Raw genomic sequence first — 16,609 nt, forward strand, 5'->3', positions numbered from 1 at the left:
GAAGATGAAATTATACAGCAGAGTTTATGAAACGGTAGATTTGGATGCAGTCAGGCACAATATGGAGGCCATGAAAGCAAATCTGGCAGAAGGAACTAAGATGATTGGCGTTGTTAAATGCGATGGGTATGGGCACGGAGCCGTTCCTGTTGCAATAGCCATTGACCCTTATGTGTGGGGATATGCAGTGGCTACAGTGGAGGAAGCCGTCATCTTGAGAAAACATGGTATTAAAAAGCCAATTCTAGTGCTAGGTGTTGTCCCTTATGATGGTTATGACCTTTTGGTGGAATACGAAATTGCTTCTGCAGTATTCCAGTATAAGAGAGCCTGCCGCCTTTCAGAGACCGCTCTTAAGCACGGAACGAAGGCAGTGATCCATCTGGTTGCAGACACTGGTATGAGTCGAATAGGGCTTGGTATTACAGAGGAAGCAGCAGATGAGGCTGTTAAAATCAAAAGTCTTCCTGGTATTGAAGTAGAAGGATTATTTACTCATTTTGCAAAGGCAGATGAAACGGATAAGGCGGCAACCAACAGACAGATGGAGCATTACCGCAAATTTGTAGATATGCTTATGGAACGAGGCCTAGAAATTCCGATTCTTCATTGTTCAAATAGCGCTGGGATTTTGGATCTTCCGGCAGCTAATTTTCATGCAGTGCGTGCGGGTATTTCTATCTATGGCATATATCCTTCGGATCAGGTGGATAAAAACACAGTAAAGCTAATACCTGTTATGGGTCTAAAAAGTGTGGTCACATACATAAAAACAATAACTTCTGGTACGGCAGTCAGTTATGGAGGAACCTTTGTCGCTGACCGTGAGATGGTGGTAGCTACCATACCCGTAGGATATGGAGACGGATATCCAAGAAACCTTTCTGGAAAAGGAGAGGTTTTGATTCGAGGTCAGAGGGCTAAAATCCTTGGAAGAGTGTGCATGGATCAGTTTATGGTAGATGTCACTGACATAGAGGGTGTAGAGGAAGACGATGAAGCTGTATTGATTGGAAAACAGGCGGAGCATGAGATTACGGTGGATGACTTAGCGAATACCAGCGGAGGATTTCATTATGAAATTTTATGTGATATTGGTAAACGTGTTCCCAGAGTGTACTATGAAGATGGCAAAATCGTAGGGACGAAGGATTATTTTGATGATAATTATAAAGGGTTTTTAAAGGTGTGATAACAAACTCCATGTCCAAAACATATCATAAGGTATGCGGCGGAAAAACTAAAGTGTATACACGAGTCAAAGAAGGTCAATAATAGACTTAAATAAATTGACGGAGTGTGAAAAATGTGATTATTAGACGTGGAGACATTTATTATGCTGATCTAAGGCCAGTAGTAGGTTCCGAACAAGGCGGTATTCGCCCGGTTCTTATCATACAAAACGACATAGGGAATAAGCACAGTCCAACTGTGATCTGTGCTGCAATTACTTCCAGAATGAACAAGGCAAAGCTTCCCACCCATGTGGAGCTTGATACGAAAAAATGTGATATGATTAAAGATTCAGTTATCCTTTTAGAACAGCTGCGGACCATTGATAAGCAGAGACTAAAAGAAAAGATCTGTCATATCGATGAAGAACTTCAGCAGGAAGTGGACTGTGCATTAAGGGTCAGCCTGGAACTGGGTACATAGTTCATTATTGACGGAATGCTGATAAAATGGTATATTTCTAATTAGTTTCATTTAAAATACAAATGATGATGAACAAAAGGAGTCGATAGTTAATATGGACGATGGCAATCCGCTTATACGCGTGATTATTTTTATTGCTTTTATCGCACTAGACGCAATATTCTATGGTTTTGGAGCAGCAATCCAAAATGTGAATTCAAGCGAACTGGAACACCAGATGGAGAATGGGAGTGAAAAGGCCCGGAAGCTGTTACATATTGTTAACAGACCTACCCGTTTCGTAAACACCATTCAAATTACAACGAATTTAATCGGTATGGTAACCGGAGCTTTTGTATTAGAAGAGCTGGGAGCCAATTTTGAGAAGATCTTAATCGGGAATCATGCCTTAGCAGGAAGGTGGCTGTCGTTTTTAAGCCTTTTTGTAGTCGCAGTCGGATTGATCGTGTTATTAATCAGTTTTGGAATTATAATTCCAAAGAGATGTGCTGCAAAGAATCCTGAAAAGTGGGGGTTTGGACTTCTGCCGATGGTATCTACTTTAATGATCCCGGTAATGCCGATTGCCTGGCTTGCAAATCTGGTTGCTTTCTTTATCTTGAAACTGTTTGGAATCGGTATAGCAACAGATAATGAGAACGTTACGGAAGAAGACATCATGTCTATGGTTAACGAAGGTCATGAGCAGGGCGTTTTAGAAGCCAGAGAAGCTGAGATGATAACCAATATCTTTGAATTAAACGACAAAGAAGCTGGTGACATCATGACCCATCGAAAAAGCCTTGTAGCTTTGGATGGAGATATGCCCCTTCGAGAGGCAGTGGATTTCATACTCAAGCAAGGGCTCAATTCCCGTTACCCTATCTATAAAAAAGATGTGGATGACATCATTGGTATTCTTCATATGAAAGATGCCCTTATCTGTGTGGAACATAGAAAGAACGCGACACGTAAACTTTGTGAGATCGAAGGACTTTTACGAGAGGCTGTCTTTATTCCCGAAACAAGAAATATCAATGAATTGTTTAAAGAGATGCAGTCTGAAAAGATTCATATGGTAATTGTGGTGGATGAGTATGGTCAGACGGCTGGTGTCGTTACGATGGAAGATATTCTAGAAGAAATCGTAGGCAATATTTTGGATGAATACGATGTGGATGAGGAATACATTGTTTCCTCGGATGATGGTTCTTATATTATGAACGGTATGACTCTTTTAGAAGATGTGGAAAAGGTTTTGGATATCGAATTTGAAGAAGAAGATTATGATTCTTATGATACGATAAACGGCCTTTTGATCTCGAAACTGGATCGTATTCCTCAGGAGGGAGAACAGACTGAGGTGTCCGTTCTTGGGTACCGATTTAAGATTCTTCTGGTAAAAAATAAGATCATTCAATCAATACTGGTTCGAAAACAAGAGGCAGATGAGCCAAAGGGAGAAGAGGATGCTCTTAATAAGCTAGGACCCGAACACTCTGAAGCTCTGTCATAATACTGACACAGCCTCCATAAATTTCTTGCTGTTAAGCAGGTGATTTATGGAGGCTGTGTATTGTTTTTTCTTGCAAGAAGAATTAATAAGTGCTAAAATAGTTAAGATGTATTTTTTTAAACAATAAGGACGAAACAGAGAAAGAAAAGGAGTGCTATAAACAATGTCAGGACATTCAAAGTTCGCAAATATTAAACACAAAAAAGAAAGAAACGATTCTGCAAAAGGTAAGATTTTTACAATTATCGGAAGAGAAATTGCTGTTGCAGTAAAAGAAGGCGGATCAGACCCTGCAAATAATAGCAGGCTCCGTGATATTATTGCAAAGGCAAAAGCAAATAATATGCCTAATGATACCATTGACCGCGGAATTAAGAAAGCAGCTGGTGAAGCTGGTTCTGTCAACTATGAGACGATTACATACGAAGGTTACGGCCCCAATGGGGTTGCGATCATCGTAGATACTCTGACAGACAATAAAAATCGTACGGCTGCTAATGTAAAGAACGCATTTACAAAAGGTGGCGGTAATGTTGGTACACCAGGCTGTGTTTCCTTTCTTTTTGATAGAAAAGGTCAGATTATTATAGATAAAGAAGAATGTGACATGGATCCAGATGAGCTGATGATGGTTGTTTTGGATGCGGGCGCTGAAGATTTTTCCGAGGAAGAGGACAGTTATGAAGTAGTCACTGGCCCAGATGAATTCAGTGGTGTAAGAGAAGCCCTGGAGTCAGCAGGGGTACCTGTGGTAGAAGCTGATATCACCATGATTCCTCAGACCTGGGCAGAGCTTACAGATGAAGAATCAATTAAAAAGATGAACAAGATTTTAGATCTTCTAGATGCAGAAGACGACGTACAAGCAACTTACCATAACTGGGAAGAATAAAAAAAGAGGGGGAAAGCCAAAGCTTTCCTCCTCTTTTTATACCTCTACCGTTAAATTGCGAACAGACTTGTTGATTGTGCCTACAAGTTCATGAATCCGTTGATACACGTCTCCCGAGCTTTTTGATATTTCGCCAAATTCTCTGGCTACAACAGCAAACCCAACTCCCGCATCCCCAGCTCTAGCGGCTTCAATGGAGGCATTTATGGAAAGAATCTTTTCCATGGAGGCTATCTTTTGAAGATTACTGGTTTTTTCCGTGACTTCATTTAATGAAGTCTCAATGGTATCAATCTCTTTATCCAATGCTTTATTTCTTTTTTGTGTCATGGTCTTTATATATTCTAAATTGACTAACTGGTTTACCACATTACCCAACATATCTGCAGAGGCTCGTATCATAGATTCCGACCGCACAGGAACCTTTTTTAACGCTGTTACATACAGTTCCTCTACGATACCGAGATCTCTTGCAATGGTTTTGAACTTGTCCTCATCAGGTACTCCAGGGAGAACTTGACCTCCGATGATAGCACCTACCTTTTCCCCATTTATAATGATATCAGTAGAAAAATCCATAAGTCCCGCATGACAGTAATAAGTTCCGCTTCCTTCGGCATCGCATTTCTGGCACCGCTTTGCCCCTTCTTCATTCATTCTGGTATGCTTCATACAAAAATCTGTAAAGTTACTTCCTTTTGTTAAATACTTCCCCTCTGCATCGACTGCAATGGCTGCTAACCCTGTAGCTTCAGAAAACTGATCCTGGATTTTTTGGAGAGAATCCAAGTCGATGAATTTTCTAAGATCTATCATATGTATTCCACGCCCTTCCCCTATAAGAATTGGAAACCATTATGTATATTATTATATAATAATAATAGAACAAATACAAGTGAGGTAACCGGGAATAGTCTGTGAAAATCCATTAAACGGAGTAAACCATTGTGCTTAAATGAACCAAGTCGGCTGTTGTAAAAATATAAAAAAGAGGCTTAAGACCATGGACTGTGACCATTTGTATCGGGTAAAGAAGGAAGATTTAGAAAAATTAAAGGAGTTATTGACTGAGTGTTTTGAATCTGACCCTCTCTATTGCAGGCTAATTCCAGATAAAAAAAGACGAGATCGTCTGCTGCCTGAGCTGTTTGCCTGCGATATGGAAGAGCTCCTTAAGACCTGTCAGATCTATGCGGACAGCCAGGAGATTCATGGAATTATAGTAGTAGGGGATGAATCAGAATCCTCTTATTCACTAAAAAACTATATTTCAGAGGCAGCCGCTTACTTAAAAACAAAGGGATATCTGATCAAGGAAGATCCTTCTTTTAAAACGTTGTGGAACTTCTACCAGGGCAAGGATTATTTAAATTCCAAATGGACAGAAACGCTTAATACGAAAGATCGGCTGCATCTCATCTATCTTGCGGTCAGGCCCTACATGCAGCATCACGGTATTTCAACTCATCTCTTAAGAGAGACCATTGGTTATGCAGATGAATACAGGCTAATGGTTTCTCTGGAAACTCATAACGAAAAAAATGTGTCATTCTACGAGCATTTTGGCTTTGAATTATATGAAATCGTTGAAACGCTAGATAACCTAAAACAGTATTGTATGATACGTGATAGGAGTAGGAGTTAATATACATAATAGGACAGGCTTTCCAATATCTGGAATCCTGCTTTTTGATAGAGTGATATAGCGGGCTTGTTAAGGCCGGAAACCTGAAGAAACAGCTTTTTAAAACGCCTTGCATTGGGGTGTGCGAAATATGTATCTAAAAAAAGTGAGAGGCAGGCACTTCCCAATCCTCGATTTCTATAAGCTTCATCAATCTCAAATCCGTATAAATAAGCTCCATTTTCTAAAGAATCCAGATAGCAGGATCCTACTTGATTACCATCTAATAAAAATACGCATTGAATGGGTGTCTCCTCCGGTGAGGATGCTATGGAAAGAGAGAGGGTTTCAAAGGAAAATCCGTTCTTTAGTTGGTTGATTTTTATGGACTGAGTAAGTGGCAACTCCATAATGTGTTCCTGATACCAAAAGGAGGCGTCCATGGCCTTTAAGGTGGAAACGGTGCCAACACAGGACTCGTCCACGGGAAAGATTAAATCGCTTTCTTCGGCCTTTTCTAAAAACTCATTTAAGAGTCTTTTAAAATGTCCCTTTCGTCTGTGAAGGGGGTGAGTAAATCCACTGCATTCATAATCCATATTTTCGGTAATAAATGCGCAGAGGACGGATAAGAGGTTTCCTTCGTCGTATAATAAGTAGTAGATACAATCTTCTTCTATTGGTAATGTCAAAGAAATATGATCATGATTTTTGCAGATTTCCTGCAGTACCATAGCGTCGTTTTTCTGTATTTGGTTTAAGGTATCGGTGTGGATTATATTCATATCAGGGCTCCTAGTTTGTTTTCCTATAGTATAATACAAAAAAACATTAAAATTCAATGAAATATTTCCATATTTCCAGTTGTTTCTTTGAAATATGGGTGATAGAATAAACACAAGTAAATCAGTTGGAGGGATATCATTGAAAAAGAGAGATGAAATACCGGTTTGCGACACCTGGAACCTGGCGGATATATTACCGTCTGAATCAGCCTGGGAAGAATTGTTCCGTGAGACGGAGCAGGAACTTTCGGGTTATAAAGAATTTGAAGGACATCTTATGGATTCTGGAGAGATGCTTTTTTCCTGTCTGCGATTTGACGAAGAGGTGTCCTTAAAGATAGAGACTTTGTTTGTATACGGAAAGCAAAAGTCGGATGAAGATACAGGGAATGCGAAATATCAGGAGTTTGCAGCAAAAGCGAGAGCCTTATCTTATCAGGCTGCTGGTCTGTCGGCTTATTTGGTGCCTGAGATATTATCCTTCCCAGAAGAAACCCTGCGTGAGTATCAGGAGAACTATCCCCAGCTTAGTCGTTATAAAAGAACTCTTGAGATTATCTTGAATAAGAAGGCTCATACCCTGTCTGCTGCGGAAGAGGCACTTTTAGCAAAATCTCTGGAAGCAACGTCAGGGGCATCGGATATCTTTAATATGTTTAATAATGCAGATGCAAAATTTCCTGAAATTCTTGATGAGAATCAAAAGCCGGTGCAAATTACCCACGGTAATTTTATTGCTTTTATGGAGAAGCAGGATAGAAGAGTAAGAAAATCTGCATTTGAAGCGCTTTACAGTGTTTACAAACAGTTTGGGAACACCTTGGCAAGTACCTTTTTCTCCAATGGTAAGAAAGCCTCTTTCTATGCATCTGCTAGGAATTACACATCTGCAAGAGCTTTTTCCTTATGGGAGAATGAGATACCGGAGACGGTTTATGACAATCTGATCCAAGCGGTACACGAAGATATCTCATATCTTCATGAATACGTTTCCATTAGAAAAGAAGCTCTTGGAGTAGATGAACTTCATATGTACGATCTATACGTACCTATGGTTTCCTTAGAAGAAAAGAAGATACCCTTTGAGGATGCCAAACGTATGGTTTTAGAAGGTCTTAAACCTTTGGGAGAAGAGTATCTGTCTCTGCTAAGAGAGGGCTTTGATAATCGCTGGATTGACGTATATGAGAACGAAGGTAAGAGAAGTGGAGCTTACTCCTGGGGAGTTTACGGAATCCATCCTTATGTTCTTCTTAATTATAATGGAACCTTAGACAGTGTGTTTACTCTGGCTCATGAGATGGGTCACGCTCTTCACAGTTGGTATTCTGATAAGAACCAGACTTATGTGGATGCGGGGTATAAGATATTTGTGGCAGAAGTTGCGTCTACTTGCAATGAGGCACTTTTGATCCGTCACCTGTTAGCGACAACAAAAGATAAGAATGAACGAGCCTATCTGGTGAATCATTTTATGGATAGTTTCCGTGGAACACTTTATCGTCAGGCCATGTTTGCAGAGTTTGAGGACGAAACCCACCGGTTGGTAAAGGAAGGTCAGATACTGACTGGGGAACTTCTGGGTAAGACATATCATAAACTCAATGAATTTTACTTTGGTCCGGATATGATCATTGATCCGGAAATCGATTTCGAGTGGTCCAGGATTCCGCATTTTTACACTCCATTTTATGTATATCAGTATGCCACAGGCTTTTCGGCTGCGGTTGCTATTAGTAGCAAAATCCTTTCTGGGGATGAAAAAGTAATTAAGGGTTATTTTGAATTTTTGAGCGGAGGAAACTCGATGACTCCCATAGACCTTTTAAAGCTTTGTGGAGTAGATATGTCCACGGCAGAGCCGGTGAAAGATGCCCTTTTGGTGTTTGCCGGGCTTTTGAAGGAAATGAGGGAGCTGATTTAGGTCCGATTGCGGGTTGAAAAGAGGGGAGCAAGTATGAATCTTTATCAGATGATATTTAAAAGAAGATCCATCAGAAAATATAAAAGGGAACAGATTCCAGAACAGCTATTAAAGGATATCATTTATTTTGGGAACTGTGTATTGAAGCTTCATGCGGACATTTCGGTGAAAATGGAAATATGCGAAAATTTGGATGGTCATCTTTCTGTGAAAGGGTTATGGAAGGTGGATGCTCCCTATTATCTGGTATTTCACTCCGAGGAAAAGGAGGGGTATCTGACCAATGCAGGATATATTTTAGAACCAATTCTGTTATACATGACAGGAAAAGGGATAGGTTCCTGCTATTTGGGCAATACAAAGATTTCAGGTCAGGAGATGGATGGGGTCAAACAGGTTATTACAATTGCCTTTGGTTATCCCAAAACACTGTTGTATCGTGATCCTGCTACGGCAAAGCGGTTGCCATTAAAAGAACTATGTGTATTCAAAGAGGAAGCAGAAGAACCTCTGAAAAATATTTTAAAAGCGGCTAGATTGGCTCCATCTGCTGTAAATAACCAACCTTGGCGGTTTATCGTATACCATGATAGAATTTATATCTTTGCTTGTAGAGAATTCTTACCGTCCGCTCCCCTGGTTTCCATGCGTGATATCAGTATTGGGATCATGTTGTCCCATTTAACCATCGCAGCAGAAGAAATGTGGATGAACATTAAGTTGGAAGCGGAAGATGCTATGCTTAAAAAATCGTTTAAAAGTGGAACCTATATAACGACTGCATTTTTCAAAGAATTTAACTGTTAAAAGCAGCCATACAACGAGGAGGAAGGCCTGTTCATTACCTGAGCCTTCTCCTTTTTATGTGTACAAGCAATAAGAACATATCGGTTTTGCCATTACCTATTCTCCATGGGAGATACATCAACCATATGTTTAGTATGTAAAAGTGAGGAATGAGATTCATGAAACGGGAAGTTGATTTAAGTGAGATTTCCGATGGGAAATTATATGGAATAAATGACATGGTGAAGGCAGATTGCAAGGACTGCCGTGGCTGTTCTGACTGCTGTCAGGGGATGGGACAGTCTGTGACTTTAGATCCTCTAGATTGTTATCGTTTGTGTAAAAATTTATCTTGCACCATGGAAACACTACTTCAGAATAACCTTGAATTAAATGTAGTGGCTGGGATCGTAATTCCTAATTTAAAGATGGCAGATGAAAAAGAGCGGTGCAGCTTCTTAAGTCAGGAGGGACGGTGTCAAATTCATAGCTTCCGTCCTGGGATCTGCCGCCTCTTCCCGTTAGGCAGGGCATACGAGGAAGAAGGCATTCGATATTTCCTTCAATCAAATGAGTGCAAAATGGAAGGGAAATCAAAAGTTAAGGTCAAAAAATGGCTGGATACGACGGATGTAAAACAATATGAAATATTCGTATTTCAGTGGTATCGCTATCTAAAGGATTTAGAAGAACGGGTCAAAAAAGAAAATGATCCCACATTCACCAATCAAGTGAGTATGCATGTGTTAAAAGACTTCTATCTTATGCCTTATGATATGGAGCAGGATTTTTTTAGTCAGTTTGAAAGAAGGCTTGAAGCTAGTTCCTTCTTATGATAGAATTGGTAAGAATAGAGAATAATAAGAATAATTGGAACCTAGGAGGAGACAATGATCAGGCAATTAATTGAGAAAATCCAGAAGACGAAGGCACCGGTTTGTGTAGGACTTGACCCGATGCTTGACTATATACCAGAGCATGTCTTAAAAAGGGCATTGGATGAATTTGGTGAAACCCTGGAAGGTGCTGCTGAAGCTATCTGGCAGTATAATAAGGAAATTATAGATCATGTATACGATTTGATCCCCTCCGTAAAACCTCAGATTGCCATGTATGAACAATTTGGCATTGAAGGATTAAAGGCTTACGTAAAAACAGTAAAGTATTGTCATGAAAAAGATTTATTAGTCATTGGTGATGCGAAAAGAGGCGATATTGGTTCCACTTCGTCCGCTTATGCCGCAGCTCATATCGGTAAAGTAAAAGTAGGAAGTAAAAGCTTATCTTCATTTGCAACTGATTTTCTTACCATTAATCCATATCTGGGCACAGATGGAGTAAAGCCTTTTGTAGATGTATGTAAGGAAGAAGACAAAGGACTCTTTGTTTTGGTTAAGACCTCCAATCCTTCCAGCGGTGAATTTCAGGACCGCCTCATCGATGGACAACCATTGTATGAGCATGTAGCACAAAAAGTTGTGGAATGGGGCGCAGACTCCATGGATGGAACTTACAGCAATGTAGGTGCCGTGGTAGGAGCTACTTACCCAGAAATGAGCAGTGTTCTTCGTAAGCTTATGCCCAATACTTATTTCCTTGTACCGGGCTATGGTGCTCAGGGAGGAACGGCAGAAGATCTAGCGCCATGCTTTAATGAAGATGGATTAGGAGCTGTGATTAACTCTTCCAGAGGAATCATCGCGGCTTACAAACAGGATAAATATAAAAAAATCGGTGCAGAAAACTTTGGTGAGGCCTCAAGACAGGCGGTAATTGATATGGTAGCTGACATCAACCGAGTATTATAGGGGGACATCATGGCGAAAGTAATGGAATTAGCAAGAGTTGCCAGTCAGGTTATACTGGCTGACGGTGTATACAGCATGTGGATCGAGACAAAAAAGATTGCCTTGGAGGCATTACCAGGCCAGTTTATTTCTTTGTATACAAAGGATAATTCCAAGCTTCTGCCCCGCCCCATTAGTATCTGTGAAATTGACAGGGAAAAGGGTCTTATACGAATTGTATACCGGGTTCTAGGTGGTGGTACAGAGGAATTTTCCTGTTATAAAGAAGGAGATTATATTGAGATTCTGGGTCCTTTAGGAAATGGATTTTCTATAGAGGCCGGAGCTGCTGGGAAGCGGGCCTTTATAATCGGTGGTGGTATCGGCATTCCTCCTATGTTGGAGCTCTCAAAGCATCTTGCCTGTGAAAAACAGATTATTCTTGGATACCGGGACAGTATATTTTTAAAGGAAGAGTTTTCTCCATATGGTGTCACTTATGTAGCAACAGAGGACGGCAGTGAAGGAACAAAAGGGAATGTATTAGACGCGGTAAAAGAGCACGGATTAAGTGCAGATGTTATTTTTGCCTGTGGTCCCACCCCTATGTTAAAAGCCATAAAAGCATATGCAAAGGAAAATGGAATCGAGTGCTATCTTTCTATGGAGGAACGAATGGCATGTGGTATCGGAGCATGCCTTGCATGTGTCTGCAAAAGCAGTGAGGTCGATGATCACTCCAAGGTTCACAACAAGCGAGTCTGCAAGGACGGACCAGTATTTCAGGCAGAGGAGGTAGACTTTTAGATGAATACAAAAGTAAATCTGGCTGGAATTGAGTTGAAAAACCCTGTGATGACAGCTTCCGGTACATTTGGTTCCGGTGAAGAATATAGTGAGATGATAGATTTAAACCACCTTGGTGCCGTGGTCACGAAAGGGGTTGCAAATATCCCTTGGCCTGGCAATCCAACGCCTAGAATTGCTGAAACACATGGTGGCATGCTCAATGCCATTGGTCTTCAGAATCCTGGTATGGAGGTTTTTGTTCAAAGAGATATCCCGTTTCTAAAACAATACGATACAAAGATCATTGTCAACGTCTGTGGCAAGACTACCGAAGATTATCTTGAAGTGGTAGAACGTCTTTCCAATGAATCTGTGGACATGTTGGAGATCAATATTTCCTGCCCTAATGTAAAAGAGGGAGGAATTGCCTTCGGACAAGATCCTAAAGCAGTAGAAGCCATTACCCGTGAAGTGAAAAAGTATGCCAAACAGCCGGTGATTATGAAATTAAGCCCCAATGTAACAGACATTGGAGAGATGGCAAGAGCAGCAGAAGCGGGAGGCGCTGATGTGCTTTCCTTAATTAACACGTTAACTGGAATGAAGATAGACATTAATCGCCGTTCCTTTGCGGTTGCCAATAAAACAGGAGGACTTTCTGGTCCTGCCATTAAACCGATAGCAGTCCGTATGGTATATCAGGTGGCAAATGCGGTAAAGATTCCGATTATTGGTATGGGTGGAATTATGGACGCAGACGATGCCATTGAGTTTATACTGGCAGGGGCAACTGCTGTTTCTGTTGGAACCGCTAGTTTCAGAAATCCTTATGCGACAGAAGAAGTGGTAAAGGGCATTGAAGCTTATATGAAAAAGTATGGTGTGGATGACATCAATGATCTCATTGGTGCAGTACGTTAAATAAAAAGGGTCTCAGTAAGAACTATTTGAATAGAGAGGATAAAAATGGAACAGTATAAGCAGGAATTTATTGAATTTATGGTGGATTGTAAAGTCCTTAAATTTGGCGACTTCACACTGAAAAGCGGAAGAAAATCGCCATTCTTTATGAATGCAGGTTCTTATGTAACAGGAGCACAGCTTAAAAAGCTGGGAGAATACTATGCAAAGGCAATATACGAAAACTTTGGTATTGACTTTGATGTATTATTCGGGCCAGCATACAAAGGAATTCCATTAAGCGTTGCAACTACCATTGCGTTTCAGGATCTTTACGGCAAAGAGATTAAATATTGCTCCAACCGAAAAGAAGTAAAAGATCATGGTGACACTGGAATACTTCTTGGAAGCCCCATTAAAAGTGGCGACCGTGTGGTAATCATTGAGGATGTAACAACTTCCGGAAAATCCATTGAAGAAACATTTCCCATCATTAAAGCTCAGGGAGATGTAGAAATATTAGGACTTATGGTTTCCTTAAATCGTATGGAAAAAGGAAAGGGAGATAAAAGTGCCCTTGATGAGATCCAGGAAAAGTATGGGTTTAAGGCATCAGCTATTGTTTCTATGGAAGAGGTCATTGAGCATTTGTACAACAGGGAATATGACGGCACAATCATCATTGACGATGCTTTAAAAGCTGCAATTGATACTTATTATGAAACATATGGAGTAAGATAGGAGAGCCTGATATGGAAAGAGTTTATAAGACTATGAGAAATGCAGGAGCGCTGAGCCTTGCTGTTGGAATTGTTATAACTGTTATCGGCCTAGCAGTGGGAATCATATCTATTATTAATGGATCCTTTTTGCTGAAAAGAAAATCTGAAATCACATTCTAATATAATTACTTTTAGAGGAAGCTGTAGGAAAAAAATGGTTTTCCAACAGCCTTTCTCTTTTTATAAAGATGGAGCTGTTATGATTAAAAATGCGACAAGGCGGCAGAAGATGGGGTGGGTAATCTTTTTGTTATACGTTATCCTTTTGGTCTATTTTCTGTTTTTTTCTGATTATTTCGGAAGAGGAAGTCATATCCGGGAGGACTATGCCTACAACCTGATCCCGTTAAAGGAGATACGGCGTTTTATTGTTTACCGTAAGGTAGTTGGAATTGAGTCATTTCTTCTTAATATCGTAGGAAATATAGTTGGATTTATGCCCTTTGGTTTTTTTCTACCTGTCATTAGCCGCAGGAGCCGCCGTTTTTTTAATACGGTTCTGTTAAGCTTTCTTTTTAGCTTAAGCATTGAGACCATTCAGCTTGTGTTTAAGGTTGGGAGCTTTGATGTGGACGACATGATTTTAAACACGGCAGGAGGTATCCTCGGTTATATTCTTTATAAAATTGTGCAGCACATAAGAGTAAGGAGGAAAAAACGTGAAAAAGCAAAAAAGAGTATCCTACATTAGAAAACCCTTTGCCAGAAAGAGTTTTCTGTCACTGGGGCTTTCTATTGGAGCGCTGGTTTTGGGAATTATAGGGATTACCAGCTCTGTAATGGCAGGAGGCCAGACGCAGCTTAATGTTGCGGCTGTCTGTTTTTGCAGTTTGCTGATATCCTTTTTTTCCATTGGTTACGGCGTTCTTTCTTTTTTTGAAAAAGAGAAAAAATATTTACTATCCCAGATTGGCATTGCAGTTAGCGCTGCTCTTGTCATTCTTTGGTTAGTTCTCATTATTATAGGAATAAGGGGGTAAGCGATTTGGACTATCGTAAGATGTTTCAGCAGGACAATGAAATTGTAATGGAACGTTTTGAACTGTCAATGGACAGGATTCGAGGAATATTTTTAGAAGATACGGTGCAAGGTCCGTATTTGGATTATTTTAAGAGAACTGCTTCATTCATTCAAATGATTGGAGAATACTATCAGTTCTTTGAACAGGGAAATCAAAAAAGTGCTTCCATCGATGAATTAAAGGATTGGAACCACAGACTTTATGAGGATATTTTACCAGGTAATTACGAGCAAAGTTATGCCGATCCTGCTTATGCGACTGAAAAGCTTGGAGAAGAATATGGCAAGCTCCTTTCCTTTTTGTACAAGGAAATACGAGGAGATATTATATTTGTCCATGAATATAGACTGACAGATATCACTATCTTAAATGAAGCTTTTATCGAAATATATAATATGTTTGAAGAAGAAATGCCTCAGGCAGCTACCATAAAAGAGCTTCTTTACTGGTTTGTCAGCGATTATACAGATCATACAATATCTTATCGGATTAGAGAAAGTCTTGATCCGTCCTTGTCTTATGCAGTGGATATTATTAAGGATAATGATTTAACAGATCTTCGCTACCTGTATTACTTTGGAGATTATATTTCTGACTCAGAGCTTAAAGTTGCTAGCTTTTTAAATTCTCTACCAGAGGAGAAAGTACGCCTGATGGCAGATACTTACACCGAAGGTTACCGTAAGGGATTTGAGGTAATGGGCAGAGATTTATCAAAGAAAAAAACGGTACAGATTCGTTATGAGCTTGGCTTTGAACGCATGATAAAATATGCCATGGAAAACTTTGAAAAGATGGGGCTTAACATCATTCTCTGTCGCGCGGCAGTATGGTCTGTGAATGTAAATGTAGGCAGAAGAGGTGGTTATTTTGGAACACCTGCCAACAGACAGTATGATTACGATCACCGCTATGATAATGCCATCTATTTAAATAAGGCATTCAAAGACAGAAGAGCCTCCGTTATGAAGGTTGCGTATGAGACGTATAAGGATCTAGCTTCTGAATATGCGGGTCCTGCAGTTTTAGAGACCTTTGGAAAAGAAGGTTTTAAGCCGGTTAATAAGGTGCAGGCCAATATTCTTGATGCAAAGCAGGAAAAACTGGCGGCAGAGATGGCTAACGAATCCTCCAGAATATTAAATCAATTTATCCGCGGAGACGAGATCAGCTTTACCATCATTGCTTTTCCAGTTCCTGATATAGGGGAACGGTTTGAGGAAATCTTTGAAGAGACCATAGCCATTAATACTTTGGATTATGAAAAATATAAAGATCTTCAGCAGATTATCATCGATACTCTTGATGAAGCACAGTATGTGGAGATAACTGGTAGCGGAGAGAATAAAACCAGCTTAAGAGTGGCGCTTCATAACTTAGAGAACAGAGAAAAAGAAACGAATTTTGAGAACTGTGTCGCTGATGTGAATATTCCTCTTGGTGAAGTATTTACATCTCCTGTGCTTGCTGGCACCGAAGGTACCTTGTTTGTAAGCACGGTTTATATTGCTGATTTTCAGTTTAAAGACCTGATGATGACCTTTGAAAATGGAATGATCAAGGATTATTCCTGTAGTAACTTTGAAGATCCCAATCAAGGAAAAGCGCTGATTAAGCAAGTTATCTTAAAGAATCATGATACACTTCCTATGGGAGAGTTCGCAATTGGAACCAATACAACAGCCTATGCAATGGCCAGAAAATTTGGAATCCTGGACAAGCTTCCTATTTTAATTGTAGAGAAGATGGGCCCTCATTTTGCGGTGGGAGATACCTGCTATAGCTGGTCTGAGGATAGCCCAGTCTATAATCCAAATGGAAAAGAAGTGATTGCAAGGGACAATGAGGTTTCAGAACTAAGGAAGCTGGATTTATCAAAGGCTTATTATAGTTGTCACACAGATATCACCATACCGTACGCAGAACTTGATAAGATTGAAACCGTAACCGCAGATGGGAAAAGAGTACTGATTATTAAAGACGGTCAGTTTGTATTAAAAGGAATTGAGGACTTAAATCTTCCGTTATTGGATATAAACCAGTAAAAAGAAGAAAACTGGACAAGAAAATACAATTATTGCCAGAAAATTCGTGGAAATGCTTAAGAATTTTGTAAAGATGCCGATAAAGGCATATAAGATACGAAGGAAGATGATATTTGATGGAG

General features: G+C 40.0%; 18 protein-coding genes. 16 read left to right on the forward strand and 2 right to left on the reverse strand.

Going from position 1 to position 16,609, the window contains the following annotated elements:
* Positions 1 to 4: 4 nt before the first annotated feature.
* The 4 genes from alr to BET01_RS17685 all read left to right on the forward strand — a co-directional run bounded on the left by alr (position 5) and on the right by BET01_RS17685 (position 4,043).
* Positions 5 to 1,192 carry an alanine racemase gene (alr, locus tag BET01_RS17670; RefSeq protein ID WP_120198196.1) on the forward strand — a complete coding sequence of 396 codons (1,188 nt, stop codon included), beginning with the start codon at positions 5 to 7 and terminating at the stop codon, positions 1,190 to 1,192.
* Between the two features lie 116 nt (positions 1,193 to 1,308).
* A complete protein-coding gene (locus BET01_RS17675) occupies positions 1,309 to 1,656 on the forward strand; it encodes a type II toxin-antitoxin system PemK/MazF family toxin (protein WP_024835362.1) in 348 nt (115 codons plus the stop codon).
* Between the two features lie 94 nt (positions 1,657 to 1,750).
* Positions 1,751 to 3,151, forward strand: a complete 1,401-nt coding sequence (locus tag BET01_RS17680; RefSeq protein ID WP_120198197.1) for a hemolysin family protein — start codon at positions 1,751 to 1,753, stop codon at positions 3,149 to 3,151.
* Between the two features lie 163 nt (positions 3,152 to 3,314).
* Positions 3,315 to 4,043, forward strand: coding sequence for a YebC/PmpR family DNA-binding transcriptional regulator (locus BET01_RS17685; RefSeq protein WP_120198198.1), 729 nt, complete (start codon positions 3,315 to 3,317; stop codon positions 4,041 to 4,043).
* Positions 4,044 to 4,079: 36 nt separating this feature from the next.
* Here the strand turns inward: BET01_RS17685 and BET01_RS22270 are convergent, their stop codons facing one another.
* Positions 4,080 to 4,859, reverse strand: coding sequence for a PocR ligand-binding domain-containing protein (locus BET01_RS22270; protein WP_120198199.1), 780 nt, complete (start codon positions 4,857 to 4,859; stop codon positions 4,080 to 4,082).
* A gap of 187 nt (positions 4,860 to 5,046) precedes the next feature.
* On the opposite strand from BET01_RS22270, the gene BET01_RS17695 reads away from it, so the two are divergent.
* Positions 5,047 to 5,688 (forward strand): GNAT family N-acetyltransferase, encoded by a 642-nt coding sequence (locus tag BET01_RS17695; protein ID WP_120198200.1) that lies wholly within the window; start codon positions 5,047 to 5,049, stop codon positions 5,686 to 5,688.
* On the opposite strand, the gene BET01_RS17700 is transcribed toward BET01_RS17695, so the two are convergent.
* A complete protein-coding gene (locus tag BET01_RS17700) occupies positions 5,685 to 6,452 on the reverse strand; it encodes a GNAT family N-acetyltransferase (RefSeq protein WP_120198201.1) in 768 nt (255 codons plus the stop codon). The two genes, BET01_RS17695 and BET01_RS17700, sit on opposite strands and share 4 nt — an antisense overlap.
* A gap of 139 nt (positions 6,453 to 6,591) precedes the next feature.
* Here BET01_RS17700 and pepF point away from each other — a divergent pair, with 139 nt between their 5' ends.
* The 11 genes from pepF to BET01_RS17750 all read left to right on the forward strand — a co-directional run bounded on the left by pepF (position 6,592) and on the right by BET01_RS17750 (position 16,487).
* On the forward strand, positions 6,592 to 8,376 hold the full coding sequence (gene pepF, locus BET01_RS17705) for an oligoendopeptidase F (protein WP_243117267.1): 1,785 nt from the start codon (positions 6,592 to 6,594) through the stop codon (positions 8,374 to 8,376).
* Between the two features lie 33 nt (positions 8,377 to 8,409).
* The gene (locus BET01_RS17710; RefSeq protein WP_120198203.1) at positions 8,410 to 9,183 is read left to right on the forward strand and encodes a nitroreductase family protein; all 774 of its coding nucleotides are present in this window, start codon (positions 8,410 to 8,412) and stop codon (positions 9,181 to 9,183) included.
* Positions 9,184 to 9,341: 158 nt separating this feature from the next.
* Positions 9,342 to 9,998: a YkgJ family cysteine cluster protein gene (locus BET01_RS17715; RefSeq protein WP_120198204.1), complete on the forward strand. Its 657-nt coding sequence runs from the start codon at positions 9,342 to 9,344 to the stop codon at positions 9,996 to 9,998.
* Between the two features lie 54 nt (positions 9,999 to 10,052).
* Entirely contained in the window at positions 10,053 to 10,970 is a 918-nt protein-coding gene (gene pyrF, locus BET01_RS17720; protein WP_120198205.1) for an orotidine-5'-phosphate decarboxylase, read from the forward strand.
* A 9-nt stretch (positions 10,971 to 10,979) separates the two neighbouring features.
* Positions 10,980 to 11,756, forward strand: coding sequence for a dihydroorotate dehydrogenase electron transfer subunit (locus BET01_RS17725; protein WP_120198206.1), 777 nt, complete (start codon positions 10,980 to 10,982; stop codon positions 11,754 to 11,756).
* On the forward strand, positions 11,757 to 12,659 hold the full coding sequence (locus BET01_RS17730) for a dihydroorotate dehydrogenase (RefSeq protein ID WP_120198207.1): 903 nt from the start codon (positions 11,757 to 11,759) through the stop codon (positions 12,657 to 12,659).
* Positions 12,660 to 12,704: 45 nt separating this feature from the next.
* Complete coding sequence (gene pyrE / locus BET01_RS17735; protein WP_120198208.1) at positions 12,705 to 13,379, forward strand: orotate phosphoribosyltransferase; 675 nt, start codon at positions 12,705 to 12,707, stop codon at positions 13,377 to 13,379.
* An 11-nt stretch (positions 13,380 to 13,390) separates the two neighbouring features.
* On the forward strand, positions 13,391 to 13,540 hold the full coding sequence (locus tag BET01_RS21765; RefSeq protein WP_166428744.1) for a hypothetical protein: 150 nt from the start codon (positions 13,391 to 13,393) through the stop codon (positions 13,538 to 13,540).
* Positions 13,541 to 13,619: 79 nt separating this feature from the next.
* Positions 13,620 to 14,111 (forward strand): VanZ family protein, encoded by a 492-nt coding sequence (locus tag BET01_RS17740; protein WP_120198301.1) that lies wholly within the window; start codon positions 13,620 to 13,622, stop codon positions 14,109 to 14,111.
* Positions 14,080 to 14,400, forward strand: a complete 321-nt coding sequence (locus BET01_RS17745) for a calcium:proton exchanger (protein WP_120198209.1) — start codon at positions 14,080 to 14,082, stop codon at positions 14,398 to 14,400. The genes BET01_RS17740 and BET01_RS17745 overlap by 32 nt, the downstream gene beginning before the upstream one ends.
* Before the next feature lie 5 nt (positions 14,401 to 14,405).
* Positions 14,406 to 16,487 carry an aminopeptidase gene (locus BET01_RS17750; RefSeq protein WP_207667650.1) on the forward strand — a complete coding sequence of 694 codons (2,082 nt, stop codon included), beginning with the start codon at positions 14,406 to 14,408 and terminating at the stop codon, positions 16,485 to 16,487.
* Positions 16,488 to 16,609: the final 122 nt, after the last annotated feature.

This window comes from Lacrimispora algidixylanolytica, from assembly GCF_003609635.1.
Lineage (GTDB): Bacteria > Bacillota > Clostridia > Lachnospirales > Lachnospiraceae > Lacrimispora > Lacrimispora algidixylanolytica.